The 18,430-nt window shown below is 65.8% G+C and carries 18 protein-coding genes; 10 read left to right on the top strand and 8 right to left on the bottom strand.

Annotated features, from left to right (window positions below):
• The first annotated feature begins 112 nt into the window (after nucleotides 1–112).
• The gene (locus ACZYZF_RS04865) at nucleotides 113–1,237 is read left to right on the top strand and encodes an NDMA-dependent alcohol dehydrogenase (RefSeq protein WP_463743280.1); all 1,125 of its coding nucleotides are present in this window, start codon (nucleotides 113–115) and stop codon (nucleotides 1,235–1,237) included.
• 75 nt (nucleotides 1,238–1,312) lie between these two features.
• On the opposite strand, the gene ACZYZF_RS04860 is transcribed toward ACZYZF_RS04865, so the two are convergent.
• Nucleotides 1,313–1,723: a YkvA family protein gene (locus ACZYZF_RS04860; protein ID WP_463834707.1), complete on the bottom strand. Its 411-nt coding sequence runs from the start codon at nucleotides 1,721–1,723 to the stop codon at nucleotides 1,313–1,315.
• Nucleotides 1,724–1,800: 77 nt separating this feature from the next.
• The gene (locus tag ACZYZF_RS04855) at nucleotides 1,801–2,577 is read right to left on the bottom strand and encodes an SDR family NAD(P)-dependent oxidoreductase (protein WP_167857662.1); all 777 of its coding nucleotides are present in this window, start codon (nucleotides 2,575–2,577) and stop codon (nucleotides 1,801–1,803) included.
• 72 nt (nucleotides 2,578–2,649) lie between these two features.
• Between ACZYZF_RS04855 and ACZYZF_RS04850 the strand changes: the two genes are divergently transcribed.
• From ACZYZF_RS04850 to ACZYZF_RS04820, 7 genes are all read left to right on the top strand, one after another.
• Nucleotides 2,650–3,369 carry a pirin family protein gene (locus ACZYZF_RS04850; RefSeq protein ID WP_463743282.1) on the top strand — a complete coding sequence of 240 codons (720 nt, stop codon included), beginning with the start codon at nucleotides 2,650–2,652 and terminating at the stop codon, nucleotides 3,367–3,369.
• Nucleotides 3,347–4,585, top strand: coding sequence for a PQQ-dependent sugar dehydrogenase (locus ACZYZF_RS04845; RefSeq protein ID WP_463834706.1), 1,239 nt, complete (start codon nucleotides 3,347–3,349; stop codon nucleotides 4,583–4,585). Before ACZYZF_RS04850 ends, ACZYZF_RS04845 begins: the two co-directional genes overlap by 23 nt.
• 2 nt (nucleotides 4,586–4,587) lie before the next feature.
• Nucleotides 4,588–5,046 (top strand): helix-turn-helix transcriptional regulator, encoded by a 459-nt coding sequence (locus ACZYZF_RS04840; protein WP_463834705.1) that lies wholly within the window; start codon nucleotides 4,588–4,590, stop codon nucleotides 5,044–5,046.
• Nucleotides 5,047–5,051: 5 nt separating this feature from the next.
• Nucleotides 5,052–5,462 carry a VOC family protein gene (locus ACZYZF_RS04835; protein WP_463743288.1) on the top strand — a complete coding sequence of 137 codons (411 nt, stop codon included), beginning with the start codon at nucleotides 5,052–5,054 and terminating at the stop codon, nucleotides 5,460–5,462.
• A 3-nt stretch (nucleotides 5,463–5,465) separates the two neighbouring features.
• Nucleotides 5,466–7,853 carry an ATP-binding cassette domain-containing protein gene (locus ACZYZF_RS04830; RefSeq protein ID WP_463834703.1) on the top strand — a complete coding sequence of 796 codons (2,388 nt, stop codon included), beginning with the start codon at nucleotides 5,466–5,468 and terminating at the stop codon, nucleotides 7,851–7,853.
• Between the two features lie 302 nt (nucleotides 7,854–8,155).
• Complete coding sequence (locus ACZYZF_RS04825) at nucleotides 8,156–8,887, top strand: TMEM165/GDT1 family protein (protein ID WP_463834702.1); 732 nt, start codon at nucleotides 8,156–8,158, stop codon at nucleotides 8,885–8,887.
• A 45-nt stretch (nucleotides 8,888–8,932) separates the two neighbouring features.
• Nucleotides 8,933–10,030: a phosphodiester glycosidase family protein gene (locus ACZYZF_RS04820; protein WP_463743291.1), complete on the top strand. Its 1,098-nt coding sequence runs from the start codon at nucleotides 8,933–8,935 to the stop codon at nucleotides 10,028–10,030.
• A 3-nt stretch (nucleotides 10,031–10,033) separates the two neighbouring features.
• Here the strand turns inward: ACZYZF_RS04820 and ACZYZF_RS04815 are convergent, their stop codons facing one another.
• Nucleotides 10,034–10,312 (bottom strand): barstar family protein, encoded by a 279-nt coding sequence (locus ACZYZF_RS04815; protein WP_463743292.1) that lies wholly within the window; start codon nucleotides 10,310–10,312, stop codon nucleotides 10,034–10,036.
• Nucleotides 10,309–10,737 carry a guanyl-specific ribonuclease gene (locus ACZYZF_RS04810; RefSeq protein WP_463743293.1) on the bottom strand — a complete coding sequence of 143 codons (429 nt, stop codon included), beginning with the start codon at nucleotides 10,735–10,737 and terminating at the stop codon, nucleotides 10,309–10,311. Before ACZYZF_RS04810 ends, ACZYZF_RS04815 begins: the two co-directional genes overlap by 4 nt.
• A 92-nt stretch (nucleotides 10,738–10,829) precedes the next feature.
• Between ACZYZF_RS04810 and ACZYZF_RS04805 the strand changes: the two genes are divergently transcribed.
• On the top strand, nucleotides 10,830–12,971 hold the full coding sequence (locus ACZYZF_RS04805; RefSeq protein WP_463835136.1) for an acyltransferase family protein: 2,142 nt from the start codon (nucleotides 10,830–10,832) through the stop codon (nucleotides 12,969–12,971).
• 6 nt (nucleotides 12,972–12,977) lie between these two features.
• On the opposite strand, the gene ACZYZF_RS04800 is transcribed toward ACZYZF_RS04805, so the two are convergent.
• From ACZYZF_RS04800 to ACZYZF_RS04790, 3 genes are read right to left on the bottom strand one after another with little or no spacing between them, the layout of a single operon-like run.
• Entirely contained in the window at nucleotides 12,978–14,525 is a 1,548-nt protein-coding gene (locus tag ACZYZF_RS04800; RefSeq protein ID WP_463834701.1) for a carotenoid oxygenase family protein, read from the bottom strand.
• A 17-nt stretch (nucleotides 14,526–14,542) separates the two neighbouring features.
• Complete coding sequence (locus ACZYZF_RS04795; protein ID WP_463834700.1) at nucleotides 14,543–15,190, bottom strand: TetR/AcrR family transcriptional regulator; 648 nt, start codon at nucleotides 15,188–15,190, stop codon at nucleotides 14,543–14,545.
• Complete coding sequence (locus ACZYZF_RS04790; RefSeq protein ID WP_463743296.1) at nucleotides 15,187–15,642, bottom strand: MarR family winged helix-turn-helix transcriptional regulator; 456 nt, start codon at nucleotides 15,640–15,642, stop codon at nucleotides 15,187–15,189. Before ACZYZF_RS04790 ends, ACZYZF_RS04795 begins: the two co-directional genes overlap by 4 nt.
• A gap of 61 nt (nucleotides 15,643–15,703) precedes the next feature.
• On the opposite strand from ACZYZF_RS04790, the gene ACZYZF_RS04785 reads away from it, so the two are divergent.
• Entirely contained in the window at nucleotides 15,704–16,030 is a 327-nt protein-coding gene (locus ACZYZF_RS04785; RefSeq protein ID WP_463743297.1) for an antibiotic biosynthesis monooxygenase family protein, read from the top strand.
• Nucleotides 16,031–16,048: 18 nt separating this feature from the next.
• Here ACZYZF_RS04785 and ACZYZF_RS04780 read toward each other — a convergent pair whose 3' ends face one another.
• Nucleotides 16,049–18,214, bottom strand: coding sequence for an AAA family ATPase (locus ACZYZF_RS04780; protein WP_463743298.1), 2,166 nt, complete (start codon nucleotides 18,212–18,214; stop codon nucleotides 16,049–16,051).
• Nucleotides 18,215–18,430 lie beyond the last annotated feature (216 nt).

Here is an 18,430-nt window from a genome sequence, read left to right as displayed (position 1 = left end):
GTCCGCTTGACACGTGTCTCGCCCGTCTACCAACAACGAAATCAAGCTTGAATAGATGCAGGTCAGAGGCCGGTTACCTGGCAGTACTGCAACCTGTTCTATTATCGCCCCCATGAAGACCAAAGGCGCCCTGCTGTGGGAACTCAACTCGCCATTCCAGGTCGACGAGATCGACCTCGGTGATCCTGTCGCCGACGAAGTACAGATCCGGATGCACGCCGCGGGCATGTGCCACTCGGACTACCACCTGACCACCGGTGCCACTCCGATGGCATTGCCCGCGCTCGGCGGCCATGAGGGCGCCGGCGTCGTCACCAAGGTCGGCAAGAACGTCACCGGCATCGAAGAGGGCGACCACGTCATCCTCGCCTTCATCCCGGCCTGTGGTGAATGCCCGCCATGTCTGAAGGGCTTCCGCTCGCTGTGTGACCGCGGCGCAGTCCTGCTCGGTGGCAAGGCCATCGCCGACGGCACCAGCCGCATCACCGCCGGTGGTCGTGACGTGTCGCCGATGAACCTGCTCGGCACCTTCGCGCCGTACATGACCGTGCACAAGGATTCGGTCGTCAAGATCGACAAGGACATCCCGTTCGAGACCGCGGCCATCATGGGCTGCGCGGTGCCCACCGGCTTCGGCTCGGCCACCAACGTCGCCGACGTCAAGCCCGGTGAAACCGTCATCATCGTCGGCGTCGGCGGTATCGGTATGAGTGCCCTGCAGGGCGCGGTGATCTCCGGCGCCAAGCACGTCATCGCCATCGACCCGAACGAATGGAAGCGCGAGCAGGCCATCAAGTTCGGCGCCACCCACGTCTACGCTTCGATGGCCGAGGCCATCGCGCCGGTCATCGAGACCACCTGGGGCTTGATGGCGGACAAGGTCATCATCGCCGTCGGCGATATGAAGGGCGAATACATCGAAGAAGCGATGATCCTCACCGCCAAGACCGGCACCTGCGTGGTGACGGGCATGGGGTCGATGATGGATGCCGACGTCAAGCTCAACCTCTTCCTGTTCACCATGTTGCAGAAGACGTTGAAGGGCAACATCTTCGGTGGTGGCAACTCGCATGTCGAGACGCCTCGCCTGACGGCGCTGTACAAGTCGGGCCTGCTCAACATCGACGACATGATCACGCGTACCTACAAGCTCGAAGACATCAACCAGGGCTACCAGGACATGTTGGACGGCAACAACATTCGCGGCGTCATCAAGTTCGACGAGTCGGACTGGTAACTCTCTCTCCGCCGATCAGCCTCAAGATCCCCCTTTTCAGCGTCGAAAAGGGGGATCTTGTTTTTGCCGCGAGAGTTACTTGAGGCCGGTCAATCGCACCAAGGCATGGAACCCGTCATCGGTGCCCGGCCAGTGCGCCCGAACGGCATCGAGTCCGGCTTGGCGCACCACGCTCCGCAGCACCCCGCTGACGATGATTGCGTCGTCGGCGTAGCCGAGGACCGGGATGAAATCGGGGATCAGATCGATGGGCAGCGCCAGGTAGACCACCAACAGCGCCAACCGGACACGTAGGCCACGAGGCAACGACGTGTCGCCGGCCAGGCGCGGGATCAGGCGCAGCAGGTCCGGAAGTATTCGCAGGGCCTCACCGAGCAGGTTTCCGCGCGGCCGCACGATGAGCAGCACGATGACGAGGACGAGCCAGCTCAGCAACAGGGCGGCCCCGAGGCCGAGCAGCGCGTCGCCCCACCAGGTATCGGTCACCCGACGATTCTGCCCAGCAGACACAAACCTGCCCCTTTTCAAGCGAAAAGGGGCAGGTTTGTGACTGTTCGCGAGGGTTACTTGGGTGGCATCCGGATGCCGCCGTCGACGCGGACGACCTCGGCGTTCATGTAGGAGTTGGTCAGCAGCTCGACGACCATGGAGGCCAGCTCGTCGGGCTTACCCAGACGGTGCGGGAAGAGCACCGACTCGCCGAGCTTGGCCTTGAACGCCTCCGACGCCTCTCCTTCCCCGTAGATCGGGGTGTCGATGAGTCCCGGCGCCACGGTGTTGACCCGGATGCCCACCGCGGACAGATCACGGGCCACCGGCAGGGTCAGGCCGACCACGCCGCCCTTGGACGACGAGTAGGCCGCCTGGCCGATCTGGCCGTCGAAGGCCGCAACGCTGGTCATGTTGACGATCGCGCCGCGCTCACCGGTGTCGGTGAGCTCGTTCTTGCTCATCTGGGTGGCGGCGATACGAATGCAGTCGAAGGTGCCGACCAGGTTGATGTCGAGCACCTTCTTGTACAGGCCGAGGTCGTGAGCCGAGGAGAACTCACCGTCCTTGCCGATGGTGCGCTGGGCCCAGCCGACGCCGGCCGAGTTCACCAGGGCGCGCAGCGGGCCGAGGTCCGCGGCAGTCTTGACCGCATCGATGATCTGGTCGGTGTTGGTGACGTCGACGGTGACGAAGATGCCGCCGATCTCTTTGGCGAGGGCCTCGCCCTTGTCCGCCTGCAGGTCAGCCACGATGACGCGGGCTCCCTTGGCGGCCAACTGGCGGGCGGTCGCCGCGCCGATACCTGATGCGCCACCGGTGACGATGGCGCTTGCTCCGTTGAGTTCCACGTCCAACACACTAGGCCCCCGCCTCGCCCGATCCACCGGTTGGTCAGCCAAGGCCGTCGGTAGGCTGGCGCCATGGCTTCCGGGACGTCCAGAGTCGACATCCGACGCGGGGACGACCGCGGGGCGAGCACGACAGATTGGCTGCAATCGCGGCACTCGTTCTCCTTCGCCGACTACTACGACCCGGCCAACACCCACCACGGTCTGTTGCTGGTGAACAACGACGACATCGTTGCGCCGGGCGCCGGCTTTGACACCCACCCGCACCGGGACATGGAAATCGTCACCTGGGTGCTGTCGGGTCAATTGGCGCACGCGGATTCGATGGGCAACTCAGGGGTGATCTACCCGGGTCTGGCCCAGCGGATGTCGGCGGGCACCGGCGTGCAGCATTCCGAGAAGAACGGATCTTCCGGTGAGCCCGTGCATTTCGTCCAGATGTGGGCGCTCCCGGATACCGCCGGGGTGACGCCGAGCTATCAGCAGCAGGAGATTGAACTGGCCAACACGTTGACGCCGATCGCCTCCGGGGCCATCGACGCGGCGGTCACCCTGGGCAACCGCAATGCCACTCTGTACGGCGCCCGCCTGCAGCCCGGCGACTCGGTCGAACTGCCGCAGGCCCGTTACGTCCATCTGTTCGTCGCACGCGGCACCGTCACGCTGGACGGATCCGGGCCGCTCGCCGAGGGTGACGCCGCCCGGCTCACCGATTCGGGCGGACAGGTCACAGCCGGCACCGAAGCCGAGATCCTGGTCTGGGAGATGAATGCGGGTCTTGGCGGCGCGTAGCGCGATCGCACTGGTCACCGCGGTCAGCCTGGCCGCGTGTGGAAGCGGCCCGGACACCGCACCAGCACCGGCGTCGAGCGCGCCGCCCGCCGGGCTGGCAGCTGCGCCCCTCCAGGTACCGGAGGACCTTGCCCAAGCCCCACTCGATGAACCTCGCCGGGCGTTGATCCCGAAGGGCTGGAACATCGAGGTGATCGCCAGGGTGCCGAAGGCCCGGATGGCCACGTTCGCCCCGGACGGCGCGCTGCTGGTGTCGGTGCCGGCCACCGGGCAGGTACTGACGGTGCGCCCCGACCGGCGCACCCTGCTCGACGGGCTGGAGCAGCCACACGGACTCTTCTTCGCCGGCCCCACGCTGTACGTCGCCGAGAGCAACCGAATCGACGCCTACGACTACGTCGGCGGCCGCGCCGTCAACCGCCGCACGATCGCCGGTGATCTACCCGACGCCAAGAGCCCTGAACTGCACGGCGCCTACTCCCATGCCCTCAAGAGTGTGGTCGTGGGATCCGATGGCGCGGTCTACTTTTCGATCGGTTCGACCGGCAATACCTCCGCCGAGGACCGCGCCGCCACTCCGCCGCGGGCCACGATCATGCGGGTACCACCCGGTGGTGGCCCGGCGGCCCCGTTCGCCACGGGGGTGCGCAACGGGACGGGTCTGGCCCTCGCTCCGGACGGATCGCTGTGGACTGCGGTGAACAACCGCGACAACGTGGCCGATCCGCAGGGCCGGGTGCGACAGGACTATGTGGACGATCACCCGCCGGAATCGGTGGCCAAGGTGACCCCGGGGCGCGAATTGGGTTGGCCGTACTGCAATCCCGACGGCGGACCACCCGCCCGGTTCATCCGGGACATCGAGACGAACACCGACGGCAGCAAGATGGACTGTGCGGCGCTGGCACCGGTAGAGCAGACATTGGGCGCGCATTCCGCCCCGCTGGGGATGAGCTTCGCCGAACTCCCCGGTTACGGCCCCGGCGCGTTGGTCGGGGTGCACGGCTCCTGGAACCGGCGGTCACCGCAGGCGCCCGAGGTGTCATTCTTCGGTTGGCACAACGGCACATTGGGCCCGCAGCAGACCCTGGTCGGCGGTTTCCAGGCCGCGGACGGCGCCCGCTGGGGACGCCCGGTGGCTGCGGTCGCGGGCCCCGACGGCGCGGTCTACATCACCGACGACTACGCCGGCGCGGTGTATCGGCTGGGGCCCTGAACATGCCCGGGCCGTACGATCGCGATGTGACCGACCGACAGCTGGGAGATCTCAAGCTGCTGCGCCGGGTCCGGGACCGCATCGACCGCGAATACGCGCAGCCGCTGAATGTCGAAGCCCTCGCGCGCGGGGTGAACATGTCGGCCGGACACCTCAGCAGACAGTTCAAGATCGCCTACGGCGAGTCACCGTATTCGTATCTGATGACCCGTCGCATCGAGCGTGCGATGGCGCTGCTGCGCCGCGGCGACATGTCTGTCACCGAGGTGTGCTTCGCCGTCGGTTGTTCCTCGCTCGGCACGTTCAGCACCCGATTCACCGAACTCGTCGGCATCCCGCCCAGCCGATATCGCGAGCAGACCGCCACGGTGACCGACGGCCTGCCGTCGTGCATGGAGAAACAGGTCACCAAACCGGTCAGGAATCGAGAAGCGCCCGCCACCCGCCTCCACCTAGCGTGAAAAGCATGGAACTCACCATTCACTCAAGCATGCTGCCGCTCGACGATCCGGAAGAATCCCTCGCGTTCTATCGCGACATCCTCGGCTTCGAGGTCCGCCTCGACGTCGGCAAGGACCGGATGCGCTGGATCACGGTCGGTCCGCCGAATCAGCCCGACACATCCGTCGTCCTGTACCCACCGACCGCCACCCCCGGCCTCACCGACGACGAGCGCCGCATGATCTCCGAGATGATGGCCAAGGGCACCTTCGGCACACTCCTGCTCGCCACCAAAGACCTAGACAGTACTTTTGAGAAGGTGCAGGCCGGAGACATCGAGGTGGTCCAGGAACCGACCGAACAGCCGTACGGTGTTCGCGACTGCGCTCTTCGCGATCCCGCCGGAAACATGGTCCGTATCCAGGAGTTGCCCTAGCCGATGACCACCAAGACCCATCCCGCCGACAGTCACGATCTGATCCGGGTCACCGGTGCCCGGGAGAACAACCTCAAGGACGTCGACATCGAGTTGCCCAAGCGCCGGTTGACGGTGTTCACCGGCGTCTCGGGGTCGGGCAAGAGCTCACTGGTATTCGACACGATCGCCGCGGAATCTCAGCGGTTGATCAACGAGACCTACAGTGCCTTCCTGCAGGGCTTCATGCCGAACCTGGCCCGCCCCGATGTCGACGTGCTCGAAGGGCTGACGACCGCGATCATCGTGGATCAGCAGCGCATGGGCACCGACCCGCGCTCCACCGTCGGCACGGCCACCGACACCGGGGCGATGCTGCGCATCTTGTTCAGCCGGCTGGGTACTCCGCATATCGGTTCGCCACAAGCCTTTTCGTTCAATGTGGCCTCGATCAGCGGGGCGGGCGCGGTGACGCTCGAGAAGGGCGGCCGCACCGTCAAGGAACGGCGTGACTTCAAGATCGTCGGCGGGATGTGTCCGCGGTGTGAGGGTCGCGGTGCGGTCAACGACATCGACCTGACCGCGCTGTACGACGACACCAAGTCGCTGAACGAGGGCGCGCTGACCATCCCCGGCTTCAGCATGGACGGCTGGTACGGCCGGATCTTCCGCGGCTGCGGCTTCTTCGATCCGGACAAACCGATCAACAAGTTCACCAAGAAGGAACTCGACGCACTACTCCACAAGGAGGCGACCAAGCTCAAGGTGGACGGGGTCAACCTCACCTATCTCGGGCTGATCCCGCAGATCCAGAAGTCGTTCCTGGCCAAGGACGTCGAGGCCATGCAACCGCACATCCGGACGTTCGTCGAGCGCGCGGTCACGTTCACCACCTGCCCGGAGTGTGACGGCACCCGACTGTCGGAGGCCGCGCGCTCGGTGAAGATCGGCGGCGTCAACATCGCCGAGGTCTGCGCGATGCAGATCACCGATCTGGCCGAGTGGCTCGGGACGGTCAAAGATACTGACAAAGCGAAATCAGTGGCGCCACTTCTGACCGCATTGCAGCACACGCTGGACTCATTCGTCGAGATCGGGTTGGGCTATCTGTCGCTGGATCGCCCTGCGGGCACCCTGTCCGGTGGAGAAGCTCAGCGCGTCAAGATGATCCGTCACCTGGGCTCCTCCCTGACCGACGTCACCTACGTCTTCGACGAGCCAACGATCGGCCTGCACCCGCACGACATCGCCCGGATGAACAACCTACTGCTGGCCCTGCGCGACAAGGGCAACACCGTGCTGGTCGTCGAGCACAAGCCCGAGACGATCTCGATCGCCGACCATGTCGTCGACCTGGGACCCGGCGCCGGATCGGCCGGGGGTGAGGTGGTCTTCGAAGGCAGTGTGGCGAGCCTGCGGGGCAGTGACACCGTGACCGGCCGGCACCTCGGTTACCGCGCAACCCTGAAAGACGAGGTGCGGAAAACCAACGGTGCGTTGGAGATCCGCGGGGCAGACACCCACAATCTGTGCGATGTGGACGTCGACATCCCGCTGGGCGCACTGGTGGTGATCACCGGCGTGGCAGGTTCGGGCAAGAGTTCGTTGATCGACGGCTCGGTGGCCGGCCGCGACGGCGTGGTGGTGGTTGATCAGAGCCCGATCCGCGGCTCGCGCCGCAGTAACCCGGCCACCTACACGGGCCTGCTCGACCCGATCCGTAAAGCCTTCGCGAAGGCCAACGACGTCAAACCGGCGCTGTTCAGCTCGAACTCCGAGGGCGCCTGCCCGACGTGCAACGGCGCCGGGGTGATCTACACCGACCTCGGGGTGATGGCCACCGTCGAGACGACGTGCGAGGAATGTGAGGGCAGGCGATTCGGCGCCTCGGTGTTGCAGTACACCCTCGGCGGGCGCGACATCGCCGAGGTACTGGCGATGCCGGTCGGTGAAGCCGAGCAGTTTTTCGGCGATGGCGAGGCCAAAGTGCCTGCCGCACAGAAGATCTTGTCCAGGATGGCCGATGTGGGCCTGGGCTATCTGACGCTCGGGCAGCCGCTGACCACGTTGTCCGGCGGCGAGCGGCAGCGGCTCAAGCTGGCATCCCGGCTCGGGGATACCGGCGCTGACAAGGCCGACACCTACATCCTCGACGAGCCGACCACCGGCCTACACCTGGCCGACGTCGAGCAGTTGCTCGGATTGTTGGACCGGTTGGTGGATTCGGGGAAGTCGGTGATCGTGATCGAGCATCATCAGGCGGTGATGGCGCATGCCGACTGGATCATCGACCTGGGTCCGGGAGCCGGACACGACGGCGGTCGCATCGTCTTCGAGGGCACCCCGGCCGACCTGGTGGCCAAGCGTGAAACGCTGACAGGCCAGCACCTCGCCGAATATGTGGGTAGCTGAACCAGCGCGTCAGGGGACCCGAACTTTCTCGTGTCGATCCCCAAACTTATTGTCGAATAAGCACTTTCGGCGGGGACGGTTTGCACCGGCCCCGCCGACGTGCGTATGGTGGAACGCATCGAAGGGGAGTAGCCCCCAATCGGATACTCGACATACTGGCCGCGCAGCGATGCATCATCGGCCCGGATATCCGAACCGGTCACTGACCGGTGGGCGAGACCTTCGGCCGTAGACCAATGGTCTGCCGGCCGGAGGCATCTATTTCAGCCCCGAACGGCAGCCAACGACCGAGGAGTTGTTGAGTGCTCGCTGCTCTGCTCTTGAGCTTCGCCGTCATCTTCGTCGCCGAGCTCGGCGACAAGTCGCAGTTGATGGCCATGACCTTTGCGCTGCGGTACCGGTGGTGGGTGGTGCTCATCGGCATCACCGCGGCCACCACCGCCGTTCACCTGATCTCCGTCGCGGTCGGCCACTACCTCGGCGCGGCACTGCCCACTCACCTGCTCGGCATCCTGGCCGGCTTCGCGTTCGTGTTCTTCGGCCTGTGGACCTTGCGCGGCGACAAGCTGTCCGAGGACGAGGCGACGCGGGCCCAGCGTTCGACCGCGCCCGCGTTCTTAACGGTCACCTCGGCCTTCCTGCTCGCCGAACTCGGCGACAAGACGATGCTCGCGACGATCACGCTGGCCGCCGACAACGACTGGGTGGGGGTGTGGATCGGCTCGACCATCGGCATGGTGGCCGCCGACGCGCTGGCCATCGTGATCGGAGCGATCGCGGGCAAGCATCTGCCCGAGCGGGCGATCCAGCTGGGCGCGGCAGCCCTGTTCGTCATCTTCGGTGTCGCAATGCTGCTGGAAGGCACCTTCCCGACGGCTCCGGTGCTGCTGACCACGGCGGGTGCGGTGGCGGTGACGGCCGTGGGCGCGGCCGGTCTACGCGCGCTGCCCGCACATTTGCGGCCGGCAGTGCTCCGCAGGGCCGATACCGCAGAGCCAGCTAACACCGATCAACCGGGTGCGATCCCGTCTTGATCCAACCGTGACCAGGCTGTTACGCATGTTGACAGAGCTTCCTGTGTGGTTATTGTGTACTTCGTGCCAGGCCTGGCAAAACTCTTCCGGCGTGCGGTCGCTACTGCGGCCGCCGTTGCCGTCTGCGCAGCGCTAGCCACCACGGGCTCCCCCGTCGCGCGCGCCGAGGACGCCAGGGCAATGCTGCTCGGGGCGATCGCCAACACCAAGGGTGCCTACCTCGTCTACAACTTCGGCGGACAGTTCGCCGCGCCGTTCCTGTCCGCCGACGGCCGCGCCTACACGCTCAACAACGGCGGCCACCTGATGACGATGAAGAACGCCTCCGGCCGGCTCAACCCGCGGCTGTTGGTCGACAGCCACCAGGGCTATCAGTCCCGCTGCGAACGCACACCGGGTGCACGCACCGGGGAAGGACTGTGGCAGGCATCGGAAACTTATGCGCCCCTTGCCGCCTGGCAGGTGCTGGGTCAGCCGACCATCGCCGTGAACGCCAACTTCTTCGACGTACGCGGCCAGAAAGGCGGCTCGTGGCGTGACACCAAATGCTCATCCCCGCTGGGCGCGTATGTGGACAACACCAGAGGTCAGGGCCGAGCGAACGCCGCGGTCACCGGAACGCTGGCCTATGCCGGCAAGCAAGGCCTGTCCGGCGGTGACGAACGCTGGGCGGCACTGGCCACCATGATCCTTCCCATGGGCGGCGCCCCGTATGTGGTGATGCCCAAGGGGGACAACGATTATGACTCGGCCTCCCCGGTAATCCAGCGACTGTTGGATCAAAATGCCAGGTTCGTCGCGGTGGCCGGCATCGGACTGCTGGCTCCCGGCGAGACGGGTCAGCTCAACGACAACGGCCCCAGCGCGGCGCGCACCGCCGTCGGCTACAACCGCGCCGCCGATCAGCTCTACGTCTTCCAGGGCGGCAGCTACACCCCGGACAACATCCAGGACCTGTTCCGCGGACTGGGCGCCGACAACGCAGTGCTGCTCGACGGCGGCGGCTCGTCGGCGATCGTGTTACGTCGCGACACCGGCGGCATGTGGAGCGGCGCCGGATCACCGCGCGGGAACTGCGATACCCGTCAGGTGCTGTGCGATTCGCGCGAGCGGGCCCTGCCGAGCTGGCTCGCCTTCAACTGATCGTCAGTTCTCCAGCCACAGGTCGACGCCCTCGGTCGTGAAGATCGACAGCACGGTGCCCCAGGTGTCTTCGCCGAGCGCATCTTTGATGTTGCGGTAGTCGGTCATGACGAACCGGAAGCGGCGGTCCTCGGGGGTGCCGAAACCACCGCGCAGGCAGTCGGCCAGCGCGTCCAGGTTCGAGCCGAAGTAGCCGCCGTCGCCATTGACCGCGCGGCCGATCTCAGTGAAGAAGTCCGCCTTGGAACCTACCTTGGTCCCGTCGATCCGATACGTCTTCACATGCCTCCGATCAGGCAGAACGATTCGTAGTGGTCACCGGTGTAGTAGTACTCGGGCGGATCGGTCTGCGGTGCTCCCCCGGTGACGATGCGCCGCTTGCCACGATGTTTGTTGCCCGGCGTCGGGACCGTGTACTCGTGGTAGTAGCCGCGCTCGTGCTTGGGCAGCCGGCCTTCGTAGTTTCCGAAGGTGACACCGTCGTTGCGGGGGTAGGGAAATGGCCCGCCGGACTGGATGAGCTCCACCGTCTTGTCCGCCTCGGGAGGCAGGCCACTCAGATCGCACGTGCCGTCCGCTGCCGCCGACTTCGTGGGTGATGCCGAGGCCGACGGCGCGGCCGGAGACGAAGTCGGTTGAGTCGGCGCGCAACAGCCCGAAAGCAGGCCGCACAGCACTGCCAGTGCCGCCATGCGTGATTTCCCCATCGGGATGAGGCTAGCAACAGGCTCGCAGTAGGCCCCGCAAATCCAGGGTCATTGACGGTTGCCGTGCGACGATCGTTACTCGAGTGAACAGAGTGATTACCTCCGCGAGGCCCGCCGCCCGCCGCGACAACACCGCGAGTGGGCGAAAATCCCTGCCGAACAAACAGTTTCGCCCCGACATCGAAGGGCTGCGGGCAGTCGCGGTACTCGCCGTGGTGCTGTTCCACGCCGGAGTGCCCGGTTTCGGCGGCGGGTTCATCGGCGTCGACGTGTTCTTCGTCGTGTCGGGATTCCTGATCACGGGTCTGCTGTGGCGCGAGGCCTCGGACACCGGAACCGTTCGGATGGCGCAGTTCTATGCCGGGCGGGCCCGGCGACTACTGCCCGCCGCCGCACTCGTTCTGGTCACGACGTCGTTGGCGGCCACTGTCCTCCTCCCGCCGCTGCGGGCCCGCTCGGTGCTGGCCGACGCGATCTCCAGTGCGCTCTACGCCGGCAACTACCGCTTCGCGGTCCAGGGCACGGACTACCTGGCAGCCGAGGCGGCCGCGTCACCGCTGCAGCACTACTGGTCACTCGGCGTGGAAGAGCAGTTCTATCTGCTGTGGCCGGCACTGATCCTGGGCACCGCGTGGCTGCTGGCCCGCAGCGGCCGGGACACCCGTTCCGCTGTTCCGTACACGTGTGCGCTGGCGGTGGTGGCCGGCGCATCGCTCGCCCTGTCGCTGGCGTGGACCCAGACGATGCCGCCGTGGGCGTTCTTCTCCCTGCCGACCCGCGCCTGGGAGTTGGCGGCCGGCGGGCTGATCGCCTTGACGGCGGCGCACTGGCGCACCCTGCCGCCGGTCTGCGCGGCGTTGGTCGGCTGGGGTGGTCTGGCGTTGATCCTGACCACCTGTACGCAACTGGGCACCGCCACGCCGTATCCGGGTACGGCCGCATTGCTTCCGGTGATGGGCACCGCCCTGGTGATCGGGGCCGGTTGCGCGATACCCGGTCTCGGCGTAGGCCGGCTGCTGTCGAAGCCGGCGATGCGCGGCATCGGCCGGGTCTCGTACTCCTGGTACCTGTGGCACTGGCCGGTGCTGCTGTTGGCGCCCGCCCTGTTCGGCCACGGTCTGGGGTTGGCGGGCCGGCTGGCGATGATCGTGCTGTCGTTGGGCCTGGCGTTCCTCACCCTGCACCTGGTCGAGAACCCGGCTCGGTTCGCCACCGCACTCCGGGGCTCGTCGTGGCGCAGCCTGGCCGTCGGCGCGACGGCCACCGCGACAGCGGTCTGCGCGGGGTTGGTGCTCTTGGCGGTACGCCCGGTGCCCACCGGGTCCGGCCCGGCGGCGGTTCCGGTCGCTCTGATCGGACCACCCCCTGCGGCCGCTCCGACGCCGGCGCTGACGCCCGAGCAACAGATACAGGCGGCCGTCGCCGCGTCGGCCGATCTGCGCGCGGTGCCCTCGAATCTCTCACCGCCACTGGGCAATATCACCAAACCTGAGGTGTTCGTCAACGGCTGCGTCTTGTCCTGGCAGGACGTCGCCGTGCCGGACTGCGCGTCGGGCGACACCGCTTCGGCCACCAAAGTCGCCCTGATCGGCGACTCACACGCCGGAATGTGGCAACCTGCCCTGGAAACTGCCGCACAGCAGCAGCATTGGCGGTTGGAGACATTCGCGAAGGTCACCTGCCCACCCATGGCTCTGCCGATCCTCAGCCCCTACCTCGAACGCGAGTTCACCGAATGCAAGCAGTGGCGCGCTGACGTGCTGACCCGGATCGCGAAAGAGCGCCCGTCGCTGATCGTGCTCGACATGGTGCGCCGCTACGGCGCCGACTTCGGGTTCGTCAGCTACGACCCCACCTGGCTTGACGGGCTGACGCGTCTGGTGTCGCAGTTGCGCGGCACGGGTGCGCGGGTCCTGGTCCTCGGGCCGGTTCCCGATCCGCATACGACCGTGCCGACGTGCCTGTCGGCACACATGGACAACGCCTCGGCCTGCGCACCCAGCCGACCGACCGCTGTGAACGACAACGGTATTGCCGCCGAGTCCGCAGCGGTTCGCGCCGGTGGTGGCCAATACGCACGGCTGGACCAGTTCTTCTGCACCGACCAGCGCTGCCCGGTGATCGTCGGCAACACGTTGGTCTTTCGCGACGACAACCACATCACGGCCGAGTACGCGCAGTTGCTGTCGCCGGTGCTGGCGCACCTGGCTGTCAGCGCACTGGCGCCCAACTAGCCCAGGTTACAGCGCGGCCACCCGATCGGTGAACGCACCGTGATAGCTCATCGGCAGGTGGAACGGCAGCCAGGCCTCGGTGATAGGACCGGCGTCGACCCGCGGGGCGTCGAACACCATGAGCCGGCTACGGTGCTGCGTTTCGTCGTAACCCACTGTCAGCAGCCATCCGTCACTTTCGGCGGTGCTGCCGGGGCGGGGCACGAAGATCGGCTCGACCAGTTTGTGGCCAGGCGGGCAGTAGGTCTGCACGCTGCCGTCGGTGTGGTTGAAGCGGCCGATCCCCTCCCCGCCGCCGTCCCCGTCCCCGGGGGCGGTCACATATGTCACCGAGTGCGGTTGAGTTGAGCGGCGCTGATCGATCTGCGGAAATTCACAGCCCATCTGGGCCAGCGGTTCGGCCAGCACACGGTCGTCGGGTGTGATGCGGAACCGGGTGAGCCGCACGGTATCCGGTACTGCCTCGGTGGGAACGTCGGCATACAACCGGGACGTATCGCTGCGGCTATCGGAGCCCCAGGCCTGCATGCCGCCGAAGGTTCCGGGAGCGAACCGCGGCAACTCCACCACCACGTCGGCTCCGTCCTCATAGGCGTTGGCGTAGTGCCACATGTAGAACGGATCGGTCTCGATGACCCGGACCTTTCCGCCGTCTCGCGGGACGAGGATGAAGTAGGACGGCTCGTTCTGCTTGAACTTCATGGCGTCCCAATAGGATTGCCGCCCCAGCAGGGCCCACGGATTGATCCGCAAAGGCGACAGCATGAAGACGGCATAACGCGGGGTCAGCGCCATGTCGTGGATGAGTCCCACGCCGGGCAGCGGTACCGCCCGCAGATAGCGGGTGACGCCGCGATTGTCGGTCTCGTAGAGGCGCAGCCGCATGCGGGGAATCGCCTCGTCCGCCAGTTCTTGTAGCCGCCTGATCCTTTCGGCGCGGTTCGGAGCGCTGCGGACGTGCCGCAGATCGACCCGGGGGAAGTAGGGTTCGAACCCGAAGTTCACCCGGGTGTCCGTCGTCGCGTCGTAGGTGTAGTGGGCGGAGTACGCGCCGACCGGACCCTTGAGCACCCCGTCGAGGCTGCACATCCCGATCGTGTTGAGGGTGTCGAGGTCCATGCCGTGCGGACGCCCGCCCTCCCAGAGTGCGAGTAGCTGATCCTGGCAGATCATCACGTTGGTGTTGGCGGTGTTGGCCGGTAGCCGAAACGCATTGGCCCGCATGCCGCCTGGGCGCTGATAGGCGAATCCACGTTTCACCATCCGGCCGGCCGCAGTGGTGGTCAGGTAGTGCTCGGTGCGGACGAAGCGGTTCTTGAACCGGACCCCGTTGCCGTCGATCGCGAAGGCGACCACCATGCCGTCCGCGTCGAACAGGCTGTCCACCCGCGATGCGCCGACGTTCCAGCGGCCCGATCCGTTGCGGTAGAGCGTGCCTGTCAATCCCTGCGGGATCACGCCGGTGATCTCCGTCAGCTTGAGGTCGTATTCGCCGGGCACGTCCTCCCAATACCGCGAGGGACCGTCGATCTGGGGCGAGACGGGAGCAGCCATAAAAGACATGGTGTCTTTTATGGCTTACCGCTGTCAATAGCCGAGACATCGAACGGACTGAACGGCAGGGCCGAGCCGCCGTCCCAACACAGTTTCGTGAGGTGCTCGACGAGTTCGGCACGGGGCATCGACGAATCGCGGATCCACCATTGGGCGCTCACCATGACCGAGCCGACGATCGCCCGGGCCCACGGCGCCGCTGCCGCGGTATCGGCGCCTCCCGCCGCCATCGACGCCGCCAGCATGGCCTCGACCGCGGTGGCGAGTTCATCGAAGATTCCCGGCATCTCGTGGCCGCCGGCGGCGTGCACGCTCAACGCCCGGTACAGGTTCGGATCGTCCTGCATCCAGGCGCAGATGACATCGAAGAACAACGACATACGTTGGCGCAGATCGGTGGAACCGGCGGCACGCCTGGTGATCTCGATCAGCAGCCGGTGGGCCTGGCGCTCACCGAGGGCAGAGAGGATGGCCGCGCGGTTCGGGAAGACCGCATAGACGGCCGAGCGCACGAAGCCGGCTTCTTTGGCCAGCTCGGCGATCCCCACATCGGGCCCATGGGTGCGGATCGCACGCTCGGCGGCGTCGAGCAGATCCGAACGACGTTGCCCGACGTCGACGCCGGGTCCGGCCGGCCGCCCACGCCCACGCCTTACCGAAGTCACCGGTCAATCGTAGTTTCTGCCTGGACCGTCTCGAGGTTCTCCGCACAGCGCAGCAGCAGCGCCGCCAGTTCCCCTTGAGCGTTGTCCGGGATCCCGGTCAGCATCTCCCGCTCGACGCGGAGCACCGTTGCGTGCGCCTCAGTCAGTCGACGCTTGCCCGCCGGCGTCAACTGCAACGCTCGGGCACGGCCGCGTTGTGGACCGGATGAATCCTGCACCAGAGCGGCGGTGCGCAGGCCGGCCAACACGTCCTGTAACGACTGCCGGGTGACGAAACACAGCCGTGCCAGTTCCGCGGCCGACGCCAGCGGATGGTCGGCCAGCGCGCGCAGCACCGCATACTGCGACATCGAGATTCCGGTGCCCCGCAGCGCGCCATCGCAATTGCGGCGCAAGCCCTGCTGTACGCGCTTCACGAGATAGCCGACGCCGCGTTCCACATCCTGGGTCATGACAGGAACCTTACAACGGTGCTATGGTCGACGTTGTAAGGAACCTGACATAGGAGGAATCGTGACGACCATCCGCGAACACAGCCCCCACGCCACCCTCGTCAACGTGTTCACCGTGGAGCCGCATCGGGCGACCGAACTCGTTGCGCTGCTGCAACAGGCGACTGAGGACGTGATGCGCTATGTCCCCGGATTCATCGCTGCCAACATCCATTTGAGTACGGACGGCACCCGCGTGATCAACTACGCGCAGTGGCGCAGTGCCGAGGACTTCCAAGCCATGCTCGCCGATCCGAGCGCACGGGAGCACATGAGCCGGTGCGCAGGTATCGCAACCAGTTTCGACCCCCACATCTACACCGTGGAATCGGTGCACCAGGCGGGCTGATGTGGGTTGCGTCAGGCGTCAGGCGGCATCTTTCTTCTCGGCCTTTTTCTCGGCCTTTTTCTCGGGCTTCACTGAATCGCCGGCCTTCTTGACGTTGCTCTTCATGTCGTTGACCGCCTTCTCCGCGCCCTTCTGGATGCCGTCGGCGGCCGACTGGATCTGCTTGCGCCCATCCTCGGCGAGCTTGTTCACGCGGTCCTGAGCATCCTTGACCGACTTGGCAGTCCGTTCTCGCGCTTTCTCGGCCGAAACCTTCGCACGCTCACGGGCCTCCGTCACCGACTTCTCGACCCCTTGGCGAGCGTCGTCGGCTGCGGTGGTCAGCTTCTTGGTGCCGTCTTGGACGTTCACCTTCGAATCGTCGACGACCGAGTCGTCCGCAGCAGATTTCAGGTTTACCGTGTCCGTGCCGACATTGGTCTGCGCGATGCTCTGCGGTTCGAAGCTTGTCTTCGCAAGGCTCTGTGTCCCAACGTTGTTCAGCGCGCCGGTGAGCGCTGAGAGGTCCAGCCCGGACAGGCTCGACGAGCCACCGACACCCAGCAGCCCCAGCAGGGTCTTGATGGGATTGGACACCGGGGTTTGGCTCACCAGGCCATCGCTGATCGCCTTCTGCATGCCGGTGACGAGGTTGGCGACCAGGTGCCCGGGCACCTGGCCCCAGTCGACATCCGCCGGGAGGGTTCCGAAAGCTGTTGGCACATCGGCTTCGTCGAGTGAGCGCTCATAGACGCCCGTTGTCGGGTTGTAGGACACATCGGTGTAGCCGAGGTTGACCAGGCTGGTGAGCACCGGGCTCAGCGCCGTGCCGATCGGGTTGTTGAGGTTCGCCCCGGTGAGCAGGTTGACGACGTCATACGCCAGATACGTCGGCTCCAGCAGCGGCAGGCTGTTGGCCGGGATCGTGATGTAGATGTTCAGCTTGGGCCCCAGCTGCGGGTTGTCCCCCGGATTGGCCAGGTAGTCCGTGACGTCTGCGCCGAGTTGCGATACGACTTGGTTGATCAGCACCGTGCTCAGCGTGTCGAGCGACTGATTCCGCAGGATGTAGCTCGGAAACAGACCTGCCGCAACATTGTTGGCCATCGTGAACGGGTTGGGCCAGGCGGCGAAGTCGGAGAGCGGCAGGTACTCGGCCGTGGCGTCGATCTTGATCGGGATCAGGTTGGCGCCCCCAGGGGTGAGCCCGAACAACGGGATGTCGCCGACCACGGGGATGCCGGCGACGATGCTGGTCCCGCTGCTCTGCACCTGGGTATCGGGTGTCACCGTGTCGATCCCGAGCAACCCGAAGAGCGGATACGCCCGCGCCAGGATGCCGCCGTTGGCCCGACCCGGGTTGTCGATCAGGATCATCGGCAGGATAGTGAAACTGCCCAGCAGCGGGTTGGTGCCGACGTAGTTGGCGCCCCCGGGCTGATTCGGCAGATCGTCGACCACCTGTTGGTACGCCGCCCCCGCGGCGAATGCACCGAAGCCCCAGCCCGCCACGATGGGGATCCGCACATCGGCGGCATTCGTGCTGAGGTCCGGCAGTTCGATGCCAATCGCTCTGAGCGCAACGCGGATTGCCAGGAGCCCGGCGCCACTAGTGGGAAGACCAAGCGCGTCAAAGATCGACTCGAGGCTGACATCGAGGTAAGGCGTGTTGTTGATCTCGTCGGCCACCGAATTCGGGAACGACGGCACCCACCCGAGGTCGACGCCGAGCAGACGGATGAGGGTGAAGAGTCCGCCGGTCGTGATCACGTTGATCCCGGCCGAGGACAGTGGATCGTCGAGATTGATTCCGAGAAGGCCCTCGACGTCGACGGGCAGTGCCCCCAGCGCCCCACCCAATACATCGTTGAGTGCGCCCTTGACGGGGGTGGTCGGATCGATCCCGGCTGCCTGCAGGAGGGCCAACAGGTTGAAGTTGTCGACGAACGCCGTCTCAAGCTGCGCACCGACGGTCTGGAACTGGTTGTAGACCTGGGTTCCGAGCCCACCCGTTAGGTCCGGGATCTGGTCGGGCGGTGGGAAGATCTGGACCCCGGCTTGCAGCCGGACGTCGCGCTGAACCGCGGCGGCCTGGGCCGGCGGCGGAGCAATACCAACCGTAAGCGCGGTAACTGTTGCGGTTGCCGCACCGAGAGTTGCAACCCTCTTGACGTGCCGCCGCTGCCTACGGTGTTTGACTGCCATCTGACCAGTCCTTTCGGCCGTCTTCTCAGGTTGATCTCAGGCAACTTAACACTCTTGTGACCTTTGTCACTGCATTGCTGAAAAGAATTTTCGTCTTCAATTTCGCGTCCGCCGCAAACCTTGAAGGGGTACCTTTATCGGGCCTGTGCTGGGCATCCAGATATTGACGAGTGTGCCAGTTATCGAGCGCGTATCGGTTCACCCGGAGGCGCAACG

It is taken from the genome of Mycobacterium sp. IDUB_24 (assembly GCF_055419385.1).
This window is presented reverse-complemented; position numbering and strand designations above follow the sequence as displayed.

Excerpts from the sequence above, each read along its gene's own strand:
- ACZYZF_RS04865 (WP_463743280.1), top strand. The coding sequence starts at position 113 with ATGAAGACCAAAGGCGCCCTGCTGTGGGAACTCAACTCGCCATTCCAG.
- ACZYZF_RS04850 (WP_463743282.1), top strand. The coding sequence starts at position 2,650 with ATGGCTTCCGGGACGTCCAGAGTCGACATCCGACGCGGGGACGACCGC.
- ACZYZF_RS04845 (WP_463834706.1), top strand. The coding sequence starts at position 3,347 with ATGCGGGTCTTGGCGGCGCGTAGCGCGATCGCACTGGTCACCGCGGTC.
- ACZYZF_RS04840 (WP_463834705.1), top strand. The coding sequence starts at position 4,588 with ATGCCCGGGCCGTACGATCGCGATGTGACCGACCGACAGCTGGGAGAT.
- ACZYZF_RS04835 (WP_463743288.1), top strand. The coding sequence starts at position 5,052 with ATGGAACTCACCATTCACTCAAGCATGCTGCCGCTCGACGATCCGGAA.
- ACZYZF_RS04830 (WP_463834703.1), top strand. The coding sequence starts at position 5,466 with ATGACCACCAAGACCCATCCCGCCGACAGTCACGATCTGATCCGGGTC.
- ACZYZF_RS04810 (WP_463743293.1), bottom strand. The coding sequence starts at position 10,737 with ATGGGGAAATCACGCATGGCGGCACTGGCAGTGCTGTGCGGCCTGCTT.
- ACZYZF_RS04800 (WP_463834701.1), bottom strand. The coding sequence starts at position 14,525 with ATGGCTGCTCCCGTCTCGCCCCAGATCGACGGTCCCTCGCGGTATTGG.
- ACZYZF_RS04790 (WP_463743296.1), bottom strand. The coding sequence starts at position 15,642 with ATGACCCAGGATGTGGAACGCGGCGTCGGCTATCTCGTGAAGCGCGTA.
- ACZYZF_RS04780 (WP_463743298.1), bottom strand. The coding sequence starts at position 18,214 with ATGGCAGTCAAACACCGTAGGCAGCGGCGGCACGTCAAGAGGGTTGCA.